Raw genomic sequence first — 18,235 nt, 5'->3', positions numbered from 1 at the left:
GGGTAGTCGGTTGGCTGCGCTGTCAGTGCGCCTGTGTAACGCCCTGCAGCACGGTATCGCTGACCGAGGGGTTGTGACATTCGGCGATATTGCCCAGCGAGACCACGCCGACCAGGCGCTTCTCGCGGTTCATCACCGGCAGGCGGCGCACATGGATGTCGGCCATGTTCTCGGCGACATGCTGCACGTCCTCGTCCTCGAAGCAGTAACACACGTTGGGCGTCATCACTTCGCGCACCTGGGTGTCGTTGTCCTTGCCCTTGGCCACGGCACGGATGGCGATGTCGCGATCGGTCAGCATGCCCACCAGGCGGTCGCCTTCGTTGACCAGCAGGGCTCCAGAATCGATCTGCTCCATCATTTCGGCCGCCTCGCGCAGCGTCTGGTCAACGCGAATGGTCTGTACGTCGTGGGTCATGATGTCTTGGATTTTCATGGTAATGCCTTCCTCTCTGGTGGATGGAAGCAGGCCTGGTCACCACTCGGCCTGGCCAGCCGAGGTACTGTCGTACCTATCAACAAGACTCGCTTCATGGGGTGGGGGTTCCCGTTTTTTCGCGAGCGGTACGGGGCTCGCCGGAGCGTCCCTGCGCATGGCACGGGGCTCTGCAGGAAGCGCAATGCAGCGCTTTCCCCGCCCGCGTCCGGCCCTCTGTCAGGCGTTCTGGTTGCCGTTCCTGATCAGCTCGAACAGCAGGAGCGAACGGCCGGTGACGCCGTACTCGGTGTCGAAGGCGAAGCGCTCTTCGGCTGCCGTCGGCTTGTGGGTGTCCACCAGGCGCCTCCAGCGTTTGCCCTGGGCGACCGCCGGCAGGTGGAAATTGACCAGGTCGTAGTGGGCGTTCACCACCAGCAGCAGGGTGGCGTCGGAGCCGGCGCGGCGAATGCCGGTCGGCTGGGCGCGGCCGTCGAGCAGCATGCCGAGGCAGCGGTTGTGGTCTTCCTCCCACTGCTCGATGGTCATCTCGGTGCCGGAGGGATTCAGCCAGGTGACGTCCTTGACCCCCAACTCCTCGTTGAAGGCGCCGACCAGAAAGCGTCCGCGGCGCAGGATGGGAAAGCGCAGGCGCAGGCGGATCAGGCGACGGACGAACTCCTGCAGCGCCCTGGCGTCCTCGTCGAGGTGCCAGTCGATCCAGCCGATCTCGCTGTCCTGGCAGTAGGCGTTGTTGTTGCCATGCTGGGTGCGGGCGAATTCGTCGCCGGCGACGATCATCGGCGTGCCCTGGGAGAACAGCAGGGTGGCGAAGAAGTTGCGTATCTGCCGGAAGCGCAGCTCCCTGATCTCCGGGTCGTCGGTGGGGCCCTCGACGCCGTGGTTCCAGGAGAGGTTGTGGTCGGTGCCGTCCTGGTTGTCCTCGTCGTTGGCCTCGTTGTGCTTGTCGTTGTAGGAGACCAGGTCGTTGAGGGTGAAGCCGTCGTGGGCGGTGACGAAATTGACCGAGGCGAACGGCCGTCGGCCGCGCTGATTGTAGAGGTCCCCGGAGGCGGTGAGGCGTTTGGCGATATCCGCCAACTGGTTCTCGTCGCCCCGCCAGAAGGCCCGCACGGTATCGCGGAAGCGGTCGTTCCATTCCGCCCAGCCGGGCGGGAAGCCGCCGACCCGGTAGCCGCCCGGGCCGCAGTCCCAGGGCTCGGCGATCAGCTTGGTCTGGCGCAGCACCGGGTCCTGGCGGCAGGCGACCAGGAAGCTGTGGCGCTCGGCGAAGCCCTTCGGCTCGCGGCCGAGGATGGTCGCCAGGTCGAAGCGGAAGCCGTCCACGTGCATCTCCGTGGCCCAGTAGCGCAGCGAGTCGGTGACCATCTGCAGCACGCAGGGGTGGGAGAGGTCGAGAGTGTTGCCGGTGCCCGAGTCGTTGATGTAGTAGCGCCTGTCGTCCGGTATCAGGCGGTAGTAGGTGGCATTGTCGATGCCGCGCATGGAGAGGGTAGGCCCCAGCTCGTTGCCCTCGGCGGTGTGGTTGTAGACCACGTCGAGGATCACCTCCAGGCCGGCGTGGTGCAGGTGGGCGACCATCTCCTTGAATTCCTGGATCTTGCCGCTGGCCAGGTAGCGCGGGTGCGGGGCGAAGAAGCCGATGGTGTTGTAGCCCCAGTAGTTGGTCATGCCTTTTTCCAGCAGGTGCTGGTCCTGGACGAAGGCATGGACCGGCAACAGCTCGATCGCCGAGACGCCGAGCTGGCGCAGGTAGTCGAGCACCTCGGGGCTCATCAGGCCGGCGCAGGTGCCGCGCAGCGCCTTCGGCACCGCCGGATGGCGCATGGTGAAGCCGCGCAGGTGGGTCTCGTAGAGGATGGTGCGGTCCCAGGGGGTCTGCACCGGGCAGTCGCGGCCCCAGGTGAAGGCCGGGTCGATGATCTTGCTCTTGGGCACGTAGGGGGCGCTGTCGCGCCCGTCGAAGCTGAGATCGGCGTCCGGGTGGCCGATGGTGTAGCCGAACAGGGACTCCGACCAGCGCAGCTCGCCGACCAACTGCTTGGCATAGGGGTCGATCAGCAGCTTGTTGGGGTTGAAGCGGTGCCCGGCATCCGGCGCGTAGGGGCCGTATACCCGGTAGCCGTAGACCTGGCCCGGATGGGCGTCCGGCAGGTAGCCGTGCCAGATCTCGTCGGTGTACTCGGGCAGTTCGATGCGCTCCACTTCGGTCTGTCCGGCGTCGTCGAACAGGCAGAGCTCCACCCTGGTGGCGTGGGCGGAGAACAGGGCGAAATTGACGCCCAGACCGTCCCAGGTCGCGCCCAGAGGAAAGGGCAGGCCTTCGCGGATGCGCGACGGAGTCTTCACCTGAGGTGCTTGGGGCTTCTTGTGCCGATCCATGCTCGTTACTCCGACTGCTGAAAGGGAGGGGCAGCGCTCCGCTTCAACGGAGCGCTGCTGCGCCATGGGCGATCAGGATATGCCTCCGTGCAATCGATCGAATCCTTTGGGTTCGGGGCTGGGGCGCAGCCGAACACGGGCAAATGTGGCCATGCCGCCTGCCGAGCGGTTGCCGCTCTTGTGAGAGCGTCCCGTTCAGCGACGACCAGGCAGACGCTTCACGGGGTCATCGGTCGCGTACGGGTGGCGCGCGGCTTCTTCTCGGTGGCAGGGACGCCCTTGGCCACGGGCGTGGTTTCGGCGGCCGCTCTTCCCACGGTTTCCACCGGCTTGGCGGCGCTCTTGCGCGGCGCCGCCGGCTTGCGCGTGCGCGGTTGCGGCGTGGCGGCCTGCAACTCGGCCTCGGCCAGTTTGCAGGCCATCTGCCAGTGACGTTCCTGCTGGCCGTCGGGGCAACCTTCGGACTGCCAGATCTGATAGGCCAGTTCGCGGATACGCTGCTCGTTGCTCGTCATTCCATTTCACCCCTTTTATTCGTGCTCATGCGCCATGGAAGAGGCCGACCGGAAAGGTCGCCAGGGCTTCCCTCACAAACAGTTCTCCCTTTCTGTCTGGGACTGCATCGCCCGAGAAAAGTCCCCGCAGCGCAGGCGTTGCGGGAAGCAGCACGCGGGTATCGCTCCACTGCGCCGCTTCGATCAACGGCTGTCCGTCCTCGCCGAGCAGGCCGCTGGCCAGGCGCGGCACCAGTACCACCGCCCACTGCCCGGCATGGTGCCGGGCGAAGGCCAGCAGCCGTACGCTGTGCTCGCCGGCCACCTCCAGCGGCAGGTAGTCGCCGGCGGCGAACAGGGCCGGGTAGCGGGCGCGCAGGGCCAGGGTGTGGGCGATGAGGGCCTGCTTGATGCGCCCGTCGCGCCAATCCTCGAGCAGCCCGGCGGGCTCCGTGCCTTGGGCCAGAGCCTGGCGGCGGGCGGTGAAATCCACCGGCCGGCGGTTGTCTGGATCGACCAGGCTGAAATCCCAGAATTCGGCGCCCTGGTAGAGATCGGGCACGCCGGGTACGGTCATGCGCAGCAGGGTCTGCGCCAGGCTGTTGAGGGCGCCGGCCGGGGCGATGCTGGCGGCCGACGCGGCGATTTCCTCGCGCAACCGGGCACCCGCGGGCTTTTCCAGCAGATCGTCGAGAAAGCTGCGGCAGGCTTCCTCGTAGGGAGCGTTGGGAGCGCTCCAGCTGCTGTACAGCTTGGCCTCGCGCAGGGCCTTTTCCTGCCATTGGCGCAGGCGCCCGGCATAGGCGCGCAGCCCCTCGTCATCGTCCGGGGCCAGACCCAGCGGCCAGCTGCCGAGCAGGGTCTGGTAGAGCATCAACTCGTCGGCGGGTGCCGGTGCCGGGCCGTCGCCATGGCTCCGGCGCAGCGGCTGGGCCAGCAGCAGCCAGCGCTGCACCCGCTCTGCGTACCAGCCGGCGCGTTCGCTGAGCACGGCCAGGCGCGTGCGGGTGTCCTCGCCGCGCTTGTGGTCGTGGGTGGCGCTGGCCAGCAGGCTGTCGGGAAAGCGTTCGCGCCGCCGCAGGCAGGCGGCGTGGAAGTCCTCCGGCGGGGCGCTGAAGCGCTGGCTGTCGAAGCCGACGTCGTTGCGCGAGAGCAGCATGCCCGAGCGATAGAAGGCGGTATCCTCCACCGCCTTGGCGGCGGCCGGCGCGGTGACCTGCTGAAAGCGTACGCAGGCGTGGCGGCGCACCTTGCGCAATACCCCTGGCGGCAGGCTGCGCAAGGGCTCGCCGCCGAGCCAGCGGTCCAGGTGGGCGAGCAGCGGCCACTCGGCTTCGTTGAGGGTGGTGCGGGCGCCTTCCAGGGCCTGGCGGAAGAAGGGCTCGTCCTGGGCTGGGCGGCCGCAGGCGCCGATGTAGGTGCGGTACACGGGAAAGTGGCTGATCAGCTCGAGCAGCGCCCGGCGGATCTGCCCGAAGGTGAGGTCGCGGGTCATCAGGTTGCTGCGTGCCACCTGCAGCAGCGCCTGGGCGGCGCTCTCGAAGTCGCCGGCCAGGGTTCCGGTGAGCACCAGCTGGCGGGCCTGGCGCACTTCCTCGAGGAACTCGGCGGGGCGGCCGCTGAGGCTGTGCCAGAGCGCACGCAGCGGCGTCTCTCCGTCCGGGTCGTGCTGCAGCAGGGACAGCTGGTTCATGAATTCGTAGCCGGTGGTGCCATCCACCTGCCAGTCGCCATGCAGTTCCTCGCCCTGAGCGAGGATCTTTTCGACGTAGATCGGCCGATGCCGTTGTCGGCCGTGGTCGAGCCGATCCAGGCGCCGGCGCAGGCGCCGGCAGTAGCCGCGCGGATCGGCCAGGCCGTCGATGTGGTCGATGCGTAGACCGTCGATCAGGCCTTCCTCGAGCAACTCGAAGATCTTCGCGTGGGTGGCCTCGAAGACCCGCGGACGCTCCACGCGCAGGCCGCCGAGCTCGTTGATGTCGAAGAAGCGCCGCCAGTTGATGTCGTCCGCCGCGGTGCGCCAGCTGGCCAGCCGGTAGAACTGGTGCTCGAGCAGGACGTGCAGGCGCTCGAGGCCTTCCGGCCGACGCGAATCGTAGACGCCGAGCATGGCCTCGATGGCGGCGCGCACCTCGGGCTGGGAAGCCAGCTGCGCCAGCCTGGCCTTCGGTGCGGTGGCCTGGAGGTAGCCATCTTCGCCGGCGAGGGCATCGAACTGCAGGGCCAGGTCCTGCAGGGCCGGATGGCCGGTGGCGCGCAGCAGTTCGCCGTAGCTCGGCGGGCTGATGGGAAAGCGGTGTTCGTAATGGCTGGCATGGAAGGAGCCGGTCTGGGCGTCGAACTGCAGGGGGATTTCGCCGGCCTGCAGGACCTCGCCGTAGTCACTGCGCAGGAAGGGCACCAGCAACTGGCCCTCGAGCAGCGGGTCGGGGGAGTTCCACTGGATGTCGAAGAAGCCGGCGTAGGGGCTGCGCCGGCCCCACTCCAGCACGTCCAGCCACCAGGGGTTGCCGGCGCCGCCGACCGCCATGTGGTTGGAGACTATATCCAGGAGCAGTCCCATGCCATGGCTGCGCAGGGCCTCGACCAGGCGCCGCAGCGCCGGCTCGCCGCCCAGTTCGGGGTTGATCCGGGTCGGGTCGATGACGTCGTAGCCGTGCAGCGAGCCGGGGCGCGCGGTGAGCAGCGGCGAGGCGTACAGATGGCTGATGCCGAGGCCGGCGAAGTAGTCGACCAGCGGTACGGCGTCGTCAAGGGTGAAATCCCTGTGGAATTGCAGGCGCAGGGTGGCGCGCAGCTCGCTCATTCAACTTCTCCTGCTCGAGGCCGCGCGGGCTTCCTTCAGCAGTCGCAGGCGGCGTGCCGGGTCCGCGCCGTCGAGCAGTCCGTCGCTCTCGACGGGCAGGCGCCGCCGCCAGTTGGGATGGCCGTCGACAGTGCCGGGCAGGTTGGCCTGCTCGTCCAGGCCCAGGGCATCCTCCACGGGTAGCAGGACCAGGGGCGCCGGCGTCTTGCCGAGGAAGGTCACGCAGGCGTCGATCAGGCCGTCGCGGTCCAAAGGCGCGTCGGGAGCCGGGCCGCCTGCGTCGGCGAGGGCTTCGTGCAGGGCTTGGCGTTCGCGCCGGCGGGTCTGCCGGGCCGCCTCGGTGGCCTCGGCATCGGCCAGCTGCAGGCGCTCGCGCCAGTCGATGTCGCGCTCCTGCCACCAGCCGGCGAGGGTGGGCAGGTCGTGGGTGGTGCTGGTTGCCAGGGCGTTGTCGGGCCACTCCTGCGGGCGCGAGAAGCGCCCTTCGTCGTTCTGCTCGAAGAGCAGCACGCGCATGCCGAGGATGCCGCGCTCGGCCAGCATCGGGCGGAAGCCTTCCGGGACGGTGCCGAGGTCCTCGCCGAGGATCACCGCCTTGTGTCGCCAGGACTCCAGCGCCAGCAGGCGCATCAGGTCTTCCTGCGGGTAGTGCAGGTAGGCACCGTCGCGCTGCTCGCCGCCCGGCGGGATCAGCCACAGGCGCTGGAGCCCCATCACGTGGTCGATGCGGATGCCGCCGGCATGGGCCAGGTTGGCGCGCAGCATCTCGATGTAGGCGTGGAAGCCGTGCTGGCGCAGGCCCGAGGGCGAGAAGGCGGATACTCCCCAGCTCTGCCCGGAGCGGTTGAGGGCGTCCGGGGGCGCGCCGACGGTCAGCGTCGACAGCAGTTCGGCTTGGCGGCTCCAGGCCTGGCTGCCGCCGCCGTCGGCGCCCACCGCCAGGTCGGCGATCAGACCGATCGGCATGCCGGCGCTGCACGCGGCGTGCTGGGTACGCTCCAGGCCGCGGGCGATCAGCCACTGGGCGAAGGCGTGGAAGGTGATCTCGTCCGCGTATTCGCGGGCAAAGCCGGCCACTGCGGCGCTGCCCGGGCAGCGCAGGGCCGGATCCCATTGCCGCCAGTCGTACAGTCCGTTGTGGCGGACGTGGTAGGCGTGCAGCGCCTCGAAGCGGCAATGGTTCTCCAGGGCTTCTCCGCCGTTGCGCCGGAAGCTGGCAAAGTCCTGCTCCAGCGGATTGCCGCCGTGGCGGAATTCCGCATGCAGGGCGCGCAGCAGGCGCAGCTTGGCTTCGGCGGCTGCCGGCCAGTCGATCAGGTCGAGCTGCTCCAGGCGCTGCCACTCATCGGTCAGTCCGCTGGCTTCGATCGCGGTGCGCACCTCGCGTTCGCCGAGGATGCTGCCCGGGGCACTGTGCAGCACGTTGTAGAACAGCCGGCTGGATGGCGAGTAGGGGCTGAAGCGGTGGTTATCGGCGCTGAACATGGCGTGCAGCGGACTGATGGCGATGCCCGCCGCACCCTGCCGGGCGGCCTGGTGCACCAGGGTTTCCAGGGCCTGGGTATCGCCGATGCCGCCGTCGCCCTGGCGGCGCAGGGAATAGAGTTGCACCGCTATCCCCCAGAGGCGCGGCGCAGGGCTGCCGCTCAGCTCGTCCACGCCGGTGCAGTGCGGCGGGGCGACGGCCAGGGTGAGCAACTTCTCGCCGATCGCCAACTGGTGGTAGCCGGACTGCGCGATCGGCGGCAGGCAGCCCTGTCCGTCGAGCCGGCCGCTGTGGCGATGGCCGTCCTCGAGGGTCAGATCGAAGGCGCTGCCTGGCGCGAAATGGCCGGACAGGTCGAGACGCTGCTGGCGCTCCAGGGTGAGCAGCGGCGGCAGCTCGCTGCCCGTCTGACGCAGTTGCTTGAGGCTGTCCTCGATCTGCGAGGCGCTATCGGCCGGCAGTTCCAGCCCGGCCAGTACCCGCCGCAGGACCTCGGGTGTGACCTTCTGTGGCTGCCCGTCCGCGTCGACCCAGTCGACCGCTATCCCGGCCGCGGCGGCCAGGGTGCGGAGTCGCTCATCGTTGCTCATCCGGCGCTACCAGATAGACACGGGCCATCCGGGCGGGAAGCTTGCCAAGATGCTCGTGGAATTCCTCCATGTCCTGGCTGGCGAACAGCAGCCGGCCGTGCTTGTGGTGTTCCTGCAACGGTACGGCCTGGGTGCCGAGATTCAGCTCGATGCGCAGGACACTGCCGTCACCCAGCCGCCAGCGCGCTACCACGGCTTCGGCCCCCAGCACTTCGCTCCCCAGCGCTCGGCTGCCGGGCAGGCGCGGGACGATCTCGCGGCGGCGCAGGCCCAGCAGGTGGTGATAGAGGGCACGCCATTCGGCGTGCTTGGGATCGAGGCAGCACTGGAAGTCCGGCTGCGAGGTGGTGAAGGTCCTCTCGTCGTTGGGATCGGGAATCCGTTCGCAGAGAGACATGTCCCGGAACGGCTCGAACCTGCAGAACTCCCGGCGCCGGCCCTCCCGCACCGCCTGGGCCAGTTCCGGACTCTGGTGGCAGGTGAAGTACAGGAAGGGGCGGTGCGTGCCCCATTCCTCGCCCATGAATAGCAGGGGCACCATCGGCGAGAGCAGCAGCAGGGTGGTGGCCGCACGCAGGGAGTCGCAATCGGCCAGACTGACCAGGCGTTCGCCGAAGGCGCGGTTGCCGACCTGATCGTGATTCTGCAGGAACAGGATGAAGGCGCTGGGCGGCAGGTGCGCACTGGGCTCGCCGCAGGGTTCCGACTGGCCCTGGCGGGCGATCTGGCCCTGGAAGACGAAGCCTTCGCTCAGGCAGAGGGCGAGCTTTTCCGCGGCGCCCTGGTGGTAGTCGGCGTAGTAGCCCTGCTGCTCGCCGGTGAGCATTGTGTGCAGGACGTTGTGGCCGTCGTCATTCCACTGCGCCACGTAGCCTTCCTCGAGCAGGCTGGCCTGGTTCTTCTCGTTCTCCAGCATCAGATGCACGTGGTGGCCGGGTTCGACCACGGCATGCACCCGCTGGGCCAGTTCAGTAAGGAAGCTGCGCTCGCTGATGGCGTGCACGGCATCCAGGCGCAGACCGTCGAAACGGTATTCCTGCAGCCACATCAGGGCGTTCTCGATGAAGAAGTCGCGTACCGGCTGCTGGCGGAAGTCGATGGCGTCGCCCCAGAGCGTCTGCTCGTCGTGGCGGAAGAAGGCCTTGGCGTAGCGGCCGAGGTGATTGCCTTCCGGGCCGAAGTGGTTGTAGACGACATCCAGGAACACCATCAGGCCATGGCCATGGGCGGTGTCGATCAGATGCTTGAGATCGTCGGGCGAGCCGTAGACGGACTCCGGGGCGAAGGGCAGCACGCCGTCGTAGCCCCAGTTGCGGGTACCGGAGAATTCGCCGATGGGCATCAGCTCGATCGCGGTGACGCCCAGCTCGGCCAGCTCCGCGAGCTGCGCCTCGACTCCGTGGAAGCCGCCGAGCAGGCCGGCGTGCAGTTCGTAGACCACCGTCTCGTGCCAGGGCCGGCCGCGCCAGTGGGGGTGGCGCCACTGGTAGGACTGGGGATCGACCACCATGCTGGGGCCATGCAGGCCGGCGACCTGGGAGCGCGAGGCCGGGTCCGGCACGCTGATCTCGTCGTCGATCCGGAAGCGGTACTGGGTGCCGGCGCCGTGAGGAGCTTCGAGCACGAACCAGCCGTCCCGTTCCTTGCGCATGGGCAGCCGGTTGCCGTAGAGGATCTCCAGGTCGACGCGCTCGGCGTCCGGGGCCCAGAGGGTGAAGCGGGTGTTCTGCGCGTCGATCGGCTGTGCGCCGAAGCGCCGGTTGTAGCTGGGAATTGACATGGATAGGGTCTCCGTTCATGCCTCGCCATGCCGGCTTTCCAAAAGCTGCCGGTAGAGCTGCAGGTAGGGGTCTATGGTCTCCCGCCAGAAGCAGGGTACGGCCATGGCACGGCAGCGCATCGCATGGAAGAGGTGCGGTGTGGCGAATACCCGGAAGGCTCGCAGCAGGGCTTCGCGGTAGCTTTCCACGGAGGCTTCCTCGAAGAGAAAGCCGGTCACCCCGTCCTCGATGGTGTCGGCGAGTCCGCCGGTCTTGCGCGCGATGGGTAGCGAGCCGAAACGCTGGGCATACATCTGGCTGAGGCCACAGGGCTCGTAGCGCGAGGGCATCAGCAGGAAGTCGGCACCGGCGAACATGCGCCGCGCCACGGTTTCATCGAAGCCGATGTTCACTCCCACCTGGCCCGGAAGGCGTTCGGCCAGTTGCCGCATGCTGTCTTCCACCTGGGGTTCGCCGCGCCCCATGACGGCCAGTTGTCCGCCGTTTCCGACCAGGGTTTCGGCGAGCGCATGGGTCAGGTCCAGGCCTTTCTGCTGGACCAGGCGGGAAACCACCACGAGCAGCGGGCCGCTGGAAGGAGCGAGAGCGAACTGCTGGCGTACGTGCTCGGCATGCACGGCCTTGCCGGCACAGTCGTTGACGCTGAAGTTGCACAGCAGGTGCGAATCGGTTTCCGGCTCCCAGCTTTCGTCGATACCGTTGGGGATGCCGCAGAGGAGGCCGTGCTCGGCCTTTTCCCGGAGGAAGCCCTCCAGTCCGCAGCCGAAGTCCGGGGTGGTGATTTCCCGGGCATAGGTGGCGCTCACCGTGGTGATGCGGTCGGCATAGGCGATGCCGGCCTTGAGGAAGGACAACTGACCATGGAATTCCATGCGCTCCATCCGCAGGGCCTCCGGAGGGATGGCCAGTTCGGCGCGGCATTCCGGCCGCCACAGGCCCTGGTAGGCGAGGTTGTGGATGGTGAAGACGCAGGGTGTGTTTTGTCCGCGCCAGCGCAGGTAGGCTGGCGCGAGTCCCGCTGGCCAGTCGTGGGCGTGGATCAGGTCGGGGCGCCAGCTGACGCCGGCCTCGCCAGCGGCGAAATCGGCGGCGGCAAGACCGAGGCGGGCGAAGCGGATGTGGTTGTCCGGCCATTCCTGGTTGCGGTTGTCGCCGTAGGGGGTGCCTTCGCGCTCGTAGAGTTCGGGGCTGATGAGGACATAGACGATCAGGCCGTCGTCCAGGTCGATGCGGCCGATCCGGCAGCGGGGCAGGGCGGCATGGCCGCTGAGGGTGCCGACCAGGCGGATGGGATGGCCGCTCTGCATGACCTGCCGGTAGCCGGGCAGAAGCACGCGGACATCGTGATGGAGGCGGAGTGCCCGGGGCAGGGCGGCGGATACTTCCCCCAGTCCGCCGGTCTTGACCAGGTCGGAGAGCTCGGAGGTGACGAAGAGGATCTTTTTCTTGCTTTCGTTTTCCTGGACGGTGCGGATCTGCGGAGTGGGTCGGCTCGTTCCGACCCGCATGGTTTGTTCCCGACGTTCGATACGCTGAGCCTGTACAGCGGCATTACTCATGGTCATCCTCCAGTCAAATCTTCCTTGCCGGACCTTCCGGTCCTCTTTCGTGGAGGGGATCCGAAAGGCCCGCTAAGTCCGCAGTCATCGATGAGTTATTAGCGCCATGCGGCCGGTGCAGCCCTCCTGGTGCAATGGCATTCCCTTTTTCGTGCTGTTGCCTCGAGAGGATGTGTGAAAGCGCTCGCCAGAGCCTTCGCAATGCCTTTCGAGGCCGTGACTGCCTGGCGAGCGTCGGAAACCCGCCATTCATGAAGTGTGGACGCTAATTGGCGAATGGACCTCGACCGTTGATCGAATGGTTTCGCCACGGGGGGCTTCACTGCAGCGCATGTGAGAAAGATGCCGCGCTGCGACTGAACAAGTGTGATTCAGAAATGGATTTCCGCCAGTTTGATGCCAAGCCTCTGCAAGACTTCGACAAGCCTGTCCAGCTGGGGAAAGGATTCGACTTCGTCGTGCTCGTCGATCAGGAAGAAGCTGCGCCCGGTGTTCAGCTGGAAAAATGCGATCCATTCCCCGCTGCGGGCTGGATTGCGGATCAGGTGGGTGGCGAAGGCCTTGCCTTCGGCCTGCAGGGTTTCGACATCCTGGCGTTTCATGGTTTCTCCGGACGAACCGAGGGCGTGCGCCGGAGGACTTTAGCATTCTCATGACATGTTAATATCACGCACATGTTCCGGTTCCGGGAGGACCACTGATGATCGCAATTCGTGAGGCGTGGCGGGCTGGCCTGCTGCGGCGGGAGCATTGGCTCCGCAATCTGGTGGCCGGCGTCATCGTCGCTGTCGTGGCGCTGCCTCTGGCCATGGCTTTCGGCATCGCATCCGGGGTGAAGCCGGAGCAGGGCATCTATACCGCCATCGTCGGCGGTCTGCTGGTTTCCCTGTTCGGCGGCAGCCGGCTGCAGATCGCCGGTCCGACCGGCGCCTTCATCGTCATCCTGGCCAGCGTGACCGCCGAGCACGGGGTCGACGGCCTGCAGATCGCGACCCTGATGGCCGGCGGCATTCTCCTGCTGCTCGGGCTCAGCCGTCTGGGGACGGTAATCAAGTACATCCCGGATCCGGTCATCGTCGGCTTCACGGCCGGTATCGGAGTGATCATCTGGGTCAGCCAATGGAAGGACTTCTTCGGTCTGCCGGCAGTGACGGGCACGCATTTTCACGAGAAGCTCTGGCATTTGCTGCAGTCGCTGCCGCAGTTGCATCTGCCGACCACGCTGCTGGCCCTGGGCAGTCTGGCGCTGGTCGTCTTTGCGCCGCGCCTGCGGACGCTGCGGCGCGTTCCCGGTCCGCTGATCGCAATGGTCGCCGCCACACTCGTCCAGTCGGTCTTCCAGTTCGAGGGGGTGGCCACCATCGGCAGTGCCTTCGGCGGCATTCCTCAGGGACTGCCGCAGCTGGGGCTGCCGGAGATCACGCCGGCCCGCCTGATCGAGCTGATCGGCCCGGCTTTTGCCATCGCCATGCTCGGCGCCATCGAGTCGCTGCTCTCCGCCGTGGTCGCCGACGGCATGGGCGGGACCAAGCACGACTCCAACCAGGAGCTGATCGGCCAGGGCATTGCCAACCTGGCCACGCCGCTGTTCGGCGGCTTCGCCGCCACCGGGGCGATCGCCCGCACCGCGACCAACATCCGCAACGGCGGCAACAGTCCCCTGGCCGGCATCGTCCATGCGCTCACCCTGGTGCTGATCCTGCTGTTCCTGGCGCCGCTGGCGGCGAACATTCCGCTGGCCGCCCTCGCCGCGATCCTTTTCGTGGTGGCCTGGAACATGAGCGAGCTGAAGCACTTCAAGCGCATGCTGCAGCGGGCGCCCAGGGCGGACGTGGGCATTCTGCTGATCACCTTCGGGCTGACAGTGTTCAGCGATCTGGTGATCGCGGTGAACATCGGAGTGATTCTGGCCATGCTGCATTTCATGCGCCGCATGGCCTCTTCGGTGGCGGTGCAGCAGCAGCTCGAGCAGGAACTCGAGCCGGAGCTGCTCGGCAACGGACAGAGCCGGCTACCCGATGGCGTATTGGTCTATACCGTGGAGGGGCCGCTGTTCTTCGGGGCGGCGGAAACCTTCGAGCGGGCGCTGGCCAGCACCCATACCGATCCGCGCCTGCTGATCATTCGCCTGAAACGCGTGCCCTTCATGGATATCACCGGTCTGCAGACGCTGGAGGAGGTCATCCAGCAACTGGGCAGGCGCAGGATCCGGGTCAAGCTCTGCGAGGCGAGCCCGCGGGTGCATGGCAAGCTGGAGCGGGCGGGCATACTGGAGCTGATCGGCACGCAGGATTATCACGCGAGCTTCACCGAGGCCCTGTCCGCCTGCGGGGAAAGGGCGGAGGTCACGGCTTCCTGACGGCGGGGATCCGGTTCTGTGTGGCGTAGGTGACGCTGGTGGTGGGAGGCGGCTATATCGCGGTGGAGTTCGCCTCGATCTTCCACGGGCTGGGTGCGAAGACCAGCCTGCTCTATCGCCGCGAGCTGTTCCTGCGCGGCTTCGACGAGGCGGTGCGCGAGCACCTGCGCGACGAGATGATCAAGAGGGGGGTCGACTTGCAGTTCAATGCCGATATCGCCCGCATTGATCGCCAGGCCGATGGCAGTCTGCGGGCCACCCTGCGGGATGGGCGCAGCCTGGAGGCCGACTGCGTCTTCTATGCCACCGGGCGGCGGCCGATGCTGGATGATCTGGGGCTGGAGGATGCCGGGGTCGGACTGGACGAGCGGGGCTATATCCGGGTCGACGATCTGTACCGCAGCAGCGTGGCATCCATCCTCGCCATTGGCGATGTCACCGGTAACGTCCAGCTCACGCCGGTGGCTCTGGCCGAGGGCATGGCGGTCGCCCGGCGCCTGTTCAGGCCCGAGCAGTACCGGCCGGTCGACTATCGCCTGATTCCCACGGCAGTGTTCAGCTTGCCGAACATCGGTACCGTTGGCGTGACCGAAGAGCAGGCGCGTAAGGCCGGCTATCAGGTGCAGATCTTCGAAAGCCGTTTTCGTCCGATGAAGCTGACCATGACCGACAGCCAGGAGCGCAGTCTGATGAAGCTGGTGGTGGATGCCGCTTCCGACCGGGTGCTGGGCTGCCACATGGTTGGTCCGGAGGCAGGCGAGATCCTTCAGGGGCTCGCTGTGGCGCTCAAGTCGGGCGCCACCAAGCAGGTGTTCGACGAGACCCTGGGCATCCACCCGACGGCGGCGGAAGAGTTCGTCACCATGCGTACCCCCGTGAGCCGCTGACGGCGGAGTGCCGGACGACTCCTGGTCGGTCGGGAGTCAATGATGCTCGTGCCCCTCGCTGGCAGGAGCATCGCTCCGGACCTCAACCTCGATCTCCACCTTGCCGGCCTTTTCGAACTCCAGCGTCAGTGGAAAGTGCTCGCCGGCCGCCAACGGACGTTTCAGATTGAAGAACATGACATGATGTCCACCCGGCTCGAGTTTCACCTCCGTGCCGGCAGGGATGGCGATCGCGTCGATGCGCTGCATACGCATGACTTCGCCCACCCTGAGATGGGTATGCAGCTCGGTCTTCGCTGCGCTCGGGGTGGAGGCGTCGACCAGGCGATCCGCCGTCTGGCTGCCGTTCTTCACGGTGAAGTAGACGGCGCCCGCCGGCGCGTTGGGCGGCAATGCCCGCGACCAGGGGGTGTCGATCTGCAACGCGCCCGCCCGATACTCTGTGGCGGGAGCTGCGCCGGAGAAGAAGGCGAGAAGGGAGGTGAACAGGAGGCGAACGAACATGCGGGCAACTCTCCGGCAGGATGAGACTCGGGAACTTAGCATGAGGAACGGTGTAGATCATCGTCTCGATACTTTGTCATCGCCATTCCTCTTTGGCGAAGTTGGCTGGCGTTTGCTGGCCACAAAATGAAAATCTTTGCTATTTCATATTTATTGTCCGGTTATCTTGAGACTTCATCAAAACAACCGTTTGACACTCGGAGATGATCCGGTAAAAATTGCCGTCCGCACTTATGCGGAGGTGTGGCCGAGTGGTTTAAGGCAGCGGTCTTGAAAACCGCCGAAGGGGAAACTCTTCCGTGAGTTCGAATCTCACCGCCTCCGCCACCTTCATGGTCGAGCCGACTGGCTTGTCCACTTGGCAGGTGGCCGGCCGATCTTCCTGACGTTTCGGTCTCGACCGAATGTTTCCCAGGCAGGTCGCTCTTGGTCTCTGCCGACACGAAACGAGGTGTCTGTTGATTAGGGTGCTTGTGGTCGATGATCATGATCTGGTTCGAGCTGGCATCACCCGGATGCTGGCCGATATCGACGGTCTACAGGTTGTCGGACAAGGTAGCTCCGGCGAAGAGGCCCTGAAGAAGGCGCGCGATCTCAAGCCTGATGTGATCCTGATGGACGTCAAGATGCCCGGCATCGGCGGTCTCGAAGCGACTCGCAAGCTGCAGCGCAGCAATCCCGGCATCAAGGTGATTGCGGTAACCGTGTGCGAGGAAGATCCTTTCCCGACGCGTCTCATGCAGGCTGGGGCAGCCGGCTACCTGACCAAGGGGGCAGCGCTCGACGAAATGGTCCAGGCCATTCGCCAGGTCTTCGCCGGGCAGCGCTATATCAGCCCGCAAATCGCCCAGCAGCTGGCCCTGAAGGCTTTCCAGCCACAGCAGAGCGGTTCTCCCTTCGATCTGCTCTCCGAGCGGGAGATCCAGATCGCTCTGATGATCGCCAATTGCGAGAAGGTACAGAGCATCTCCGACAAGCTCTGCCTCTCGCCGAAGACCGTGAACACCTATCGCTATCGCATCTTCGAGAAGCTCTCCATCACCAGTGACGTGGAGCTGGCGCTATTAGCCGTGCGCCACGGCATGGTCGATGCATCCAGCTGATGGGGAATTTCTTCGACAGTGCAGCTTTTCTGGCTCACTGCAGCGGTCATCCCGGCGTCTATCGGATGCTGGACGCAGAAGGAAAGCTGCTCTATGTCGGAAAGGCCAAGAATCTCAAGAAGCGCCTGTCCAGCTATTTTCGTACGACTGGGCTGGCGCCGAAGACGGCTGCATTGGTGGCGCGGATAGCGCAGGTCGAGACCACTATCACCGCCAACGAGACCGAGGCGCTGCTGCTGGAGCAGACCCTGATCAAGGAGTGGCGGCCGCCGTACAACATCCTGCTGCGTGACGACAAGTCCTATCCCTATGTATTCCTGTCCGATGGGGACTTTCCCCGGCTCGGCATCCACAGGGGGGCGAAGCAGCAGAAGGGGCGCTATTTCGGCCCTTATCCCAGTGCTGGCTCCATACGCGAAAGCCTGGGGCTTCTGCAAAAGGCCTTTCAGGTTCGCCAGTGCGAAGATAGCTACTTCAGGAACCGGACTCGTCCCTGCCTGCAGCACCAGATCAAGCGCTGCAAGGCCCCCTGTGTCGGTCTGGTCGATCCGGCCGAATATGCCGAGGATGTCCGTCACTCGGTAATGTTTCTTGAAGGACGCAGCAACGCCCTGGCCGAGGAGCTTTCCACAGCGATGGAGCAGGCGGCTGCTCGTCTGGATTTCGAGCGTGCTGCCGAGTTGCGTGACCAGATCGCCCTGCTGCGTCGCGTTCAGGATCAGCAGAGCATGGAGGGCGGCAGCGGCGATGTGGATGTGTTGGCTGCCGCGGTCAAGCCTGGCGGAGCCTGCGTGCATCTGATCAGCGTGCGCGGGGGGCGTGTGCTGGGCAGCAAGAACTTCTTCCCGCAGGTTGGTATCGAGGAAGAAGTGGGGGAGGTTCTGGCAGCCTTTCTGGGCCAATACTACCTTGCCAATCCGGAGCGTGATCTGCCTGGCGAGATCATCGTCAATGCCATGCACGAAGACTTCTCCGCACTCGCGTCGGCCCTGGCCGAGCAGCGAGGCCGCGAGTTGCACATCAGGCATCGGGTGCGTGCGGCCCGGGCGCGCTGGCAGCAACTCGCGATTGCCAATGCGGAGCAAGCGCTGTCGGCGCGGCTGGCCCATCGTCAGCATCTGGCGGCCCGCTTCGAAGCCCTGGCTGAGGCGCTCGATTTGGACGCGCCGCCTCAGCGCATGGAGTGCTTCGATATCAGTCATTCGAGCGGCGAGGCGACTGTCGCGTCCTGCGTGGTATTCGGTCCCGAGGGCGCCCAGAAGGGAGAATATCGTCGCTACAACATCGAGGGTGTGACGGCCGGTGACGATTACGCTGCCATGCAGCAGGCGCTGACCCGTCGCTTCGGCAAGCTGCGCGATGGCGAGGGCAAGCTCCCCGACATTCTTCTGGTGGATGGCGGCAAGGGACAGCTAACAATAGCGCAAGAGGTTCTGCAGGAACTGGCCGTGCCGGATCTGATCCTGCTCGGTGTGGCTAAGGGCGTCACCCGCAAGCCTGGGCTGGAAACCCTTTACCTGAACGATGCCGCCCATGAATTCACATTGCCGGCCGATTCGCCGGCTCTGCATCTAATCCAGCAGATCCGCGACGAGGCCCACCGTTTCGCCATTACCGGGCACCGGGCACGGCGTGGCAAGGTGCGGCGTACCTCCAGTCTGGAGGAGGTCGCCGGCATAGGACCGAAGCGTCGGCGCGAACTGCTCAGGTTTTTCGGAGGGCTTCAAGAGCTATCCCGGGCAAGCATCGATGAAATCGCCAAGGCGCCGGGGATCAGCAAAAAGCTCGCCGAGTCGATTTATGCGGCCTTGCACAGCGAGTAGAATGCCTGCTTACTCCGTAGCCCAG

Annotated in this window: 12 protein-coding genes, 1 tRNA gene and 1 pseudogene; 5 read left to right on the top strand and 9 right to left on the bottom strand. The window is 66.0% G+C overall.

All coding sequences use genetic code 11. From position 1 onward, the window contains the following. Window positions 1-22 precede the first annotated feature (22 nt). The 8 genes from GCU53_RS02020 to GCU53_RS01985 all read right to left on the bottom strand — a co-directional run bounded on the left by GCU53_RS02020 (window position 23) and on the right by GCU53_RS01985 (window position 12,136). Window positions 23-436 (bottom strand): CBS domain-containing protein, encoded by a 414-nt coding sequence (locus tag GCU53_RS02020; RefSeq protein ID WP_152386129.1) that lies wholly within the window; start codon window positions 434-436, stop codon window positions 23-25. 219 nt (window positions 437-655) lie between these two features. Continuing rightward, on the bottom strand, window positions 656-2,818 hold the full coding sequence (gene glgX, locus GCU53_RS02015; protein WP_152386128.1) for a glycogen debranching protein GlgX: 2,163 nt from the start codon (window positions 2,816-2,818) through the stop codon (window positions 656-658). Between the two features lie 218 nt (window positions 2,819-3,036). Beyond that, window positions 3,037-3,333: a DUF2934 domain-containing protein gene (locus GCU53_RS02010; RefSeq protein ID WP_152386127.1), complete on the bottom strand. Its 297-nt coding sequence runs from the start codon at window positions 3,331-3,333 to the stop codon at window positions 3,037-3,039. Window positions 3,334-3,358: 25 nt separating this feature from the next. Further along, entirely contained in the window at window positions 3,359-6,118 is a 2,760-nt protein-coding gene (locus GCU53_RS02005; RefSeq protein WP_152386126.1) for a malto-oligosyltrehalose synthase, read from the bottom strand. Next, window positions 6,119-8,194, bottom strand: a complete 2,076-nt coding sequence (gene malQ / locus GCU53_RS02000; protein WP_152386125.1) for a 4-alpha-glucanotransferase — start codon at window positions 8,192-8,194, stop codon at window positions 6,119-6,121. Beyond that, window positions 8,181-9,974, bottom strand: a complete 1,794-nt coding sequence (gene treZ, locus GCU53_RS01995) for a malto-oligosyltrehalose trehalohydrolase (protein WP_152386124.1) — start codon at window positions 9,972-9,974, stop codon at window positions 8,181-8,183. Before treZ ends, malQ begins: the two co-directional genes overlap by 14 nt. Before the next feature lie 15 nt (window positions 9,975-9,989). Next, window positions 9,990-11,483 (bottom strand): glycogen synthase GlgA, encoded by a 1,494-nt coding sequence (gene glgA, locus GCU53_RS01990; RefSeq protein WP_152389757.1) that lies wholly within the window; start codon window positions 11,481-11,483, stop codon window positions 9,990-9,992. 422 nt (window positions 11,484-11,905) lie between these two features. Beyond that, the gene (locus tag GCU53_RS01985; protein ID WP_152386123.1) at window positions 11,906-12,136 is read right to left on the bottom strand and encodes a hypothetical protein; all 231 of its coding nucleotides are present in this window, start codon (window positions 12,134-12,136) and stop codon (window positions 11,906-11,908) included. A 98-nt stretch (window positions 12,137-12,234) separates the two neighbouring features. On the opposite strand from GCU53_RS01985, the gene GCU53_RS01980 reads away from it, so the two are divergent. Both GCU53_RS01980 and GCU53_RS01975 read left to right on the top strand, forming a co-directional pair. Next, complete coding sequence (locus GCU53_RS01980) at window positions 12,235-13,893, top strand: SulP family inorganic anion transporter (RefSeq protein ID WP_208845429.1); 1,659 nt, start codon at window positions 12,235-12,237, stop codon at window positions 13,891-13,893. A 35-nt stretch (window positions 13,894-13,928) separates the two neighbouring features. Then, window positions 13,929-14,780: pseudogene (locus GCU53_RS01975) on the top strand (FAD-dependent oxidoreductase); the annotation flags it as partial. Between the two features lie 36 nt (window positions 14,781-14,816). Here the strand turns inward: GCU53_RS01975 and GCU53_RS01970 are convergent. Beyond that, window positions 14,817-15,284 carry a copper chaperone PCu(A)C gene (locus GCU53_RS01970; protein ID WP_152386121.1) on the bottom strand — a complete coding sequence of 156 codons (468 nt, stop codon included), beginning with the start codon at window positions 15,282-15,284 and terminating at the stop codon, window positions 14,817-14,819. 237 nt (window positions 15,285-15,521) lie between these two features. Between GCU53_RS01970 and GCU53_RS01965 the strand changes: the two genes are divergently transcribed. From GCU53_RS01965 to uvrC, 3 genes are all read left to right on the top strand, one after another. After that, window positions 15,522-15,611 (top strand) — tRNA-Ser (locus GCU53_RS01965). Window positions 15,612-15,742: 131 nt separating this feature from the next. Next, on the top strand, window positions 15,743-16,387 hold the full coding sequence (gene gacA / locus GCU53_RS01960) for a response regulator transcription factor GacA (RefSeq protein WP_152389756.1): 645 nt from the start codon (window positions 15,743-15,745) through the stop codon (window positions 16,385-16,387). Beyond that, entirely contained in the window at window positions 16,387-18,210 is a 1,824-nt protein-coding gene (uvrC, locus tag GCU53_RS01955) for an excinuclease ABC subunit UvrC (protein WP_152386120.1), read from the top strand. Before gacA ends, uvrC begins: the two co-directional genes overlap by 1 nt. Window positions 18,211-18,235 lie beyond the last annotated feature (25 nt).

The sequence above is a fragment of the Azotobacter salinestris genome (genome assembly GCF_009363155.1).
Classification (GTDB): Bacteria; Pseudomonadota; Gammaproteobacteria; order Pseudomonadales; family Pseudomonadaceae; genus Azotobacter; species Azotobacter salinestris.
This window is presented reverse-complemented; position numbering and strand designations above follow the sequence as displayed.

Excerpts from the sequence above, each read along its gene's own strand:
- GCU53_RS02020 (WP_152386129.1), bottom strand. The coding sequence starts at position 436 with ATGAAAATCCAAGACATCATGACCCACGACGTACAGACCATTCGCGTT.
- glgX (WP_152386128.1), bottom strand. The coding sequence starts at position 2,818 with ATGGATCGGCACAAGAAGCCCCAAGCACCTCAGGTGAAGACTCCGTCG.
- GCU53_RS02010 (WP_152386127.1), bottom strand. The coding sequence starts at position 3,333 with ATGACGAGCAACGAGCAGCGTATCCGCGAACTGGCCTATCAGATCTGG.
- GCU53_RS02005 (WP_152386126.1), bottom strand. The coding sequence starts at position 6,118 with ATGAGCGAGCTGCGCGCCACCCTGCGCCTGCAATTCCACAGGGATTTC.
- malQ (WP_152386125.1), bottom strand. The coding sequence starts at position 8,194 with ATGAGCAACGATGAGCGACTCCGCACCCTGGCCGCCGCGGCCGGGATA.
- treZ (WP_152386124.1), bottom strand. The coding sequence starts at position 9,974 with ATGTCAATTCCCAGCTACAACCGGCGCTTCGGCGCACAGCCGATCGAC.
- glgA (WP_152389757.1), bottom strand. The coding sequence starts at position 11,483 with ATGCGGGTCGGAACGAGCCGACCCACTCCGCAGATCCGCACCGTCCAG.
- GCU53_RS01985 (WP_152386123.1), bottom strand. The coding sequence starts at position 12,136 with ATGAAACGCCAGGATGTCGAAACCCTGCAGGCCGAAGGCAAGGCCTTC.
- GCU53_RS01980 (WP_208845429.1), top strand. The coding sequence starts at position 12,235 with ATGATCGCAATTCGTGAGGCGTGGCGGGCTGGCCTGCTGCGGCGGGAG.
- GCU53_RS01970 (WP_152386121.1), bottom strand. The coding sequence starts at position 15,284 with ATGTTCGTTCGCCTCCTGTTCACCTCCCTTCTCGCCTTCTTCTCCGGC.
- uvrC (WP_152386120.1), top strand. The coding sequence starts at position 16,387 with ATGGGGAATTTCTTCGACAGTGCAGCTTTTCTGGCTCACTGCAGCGGT.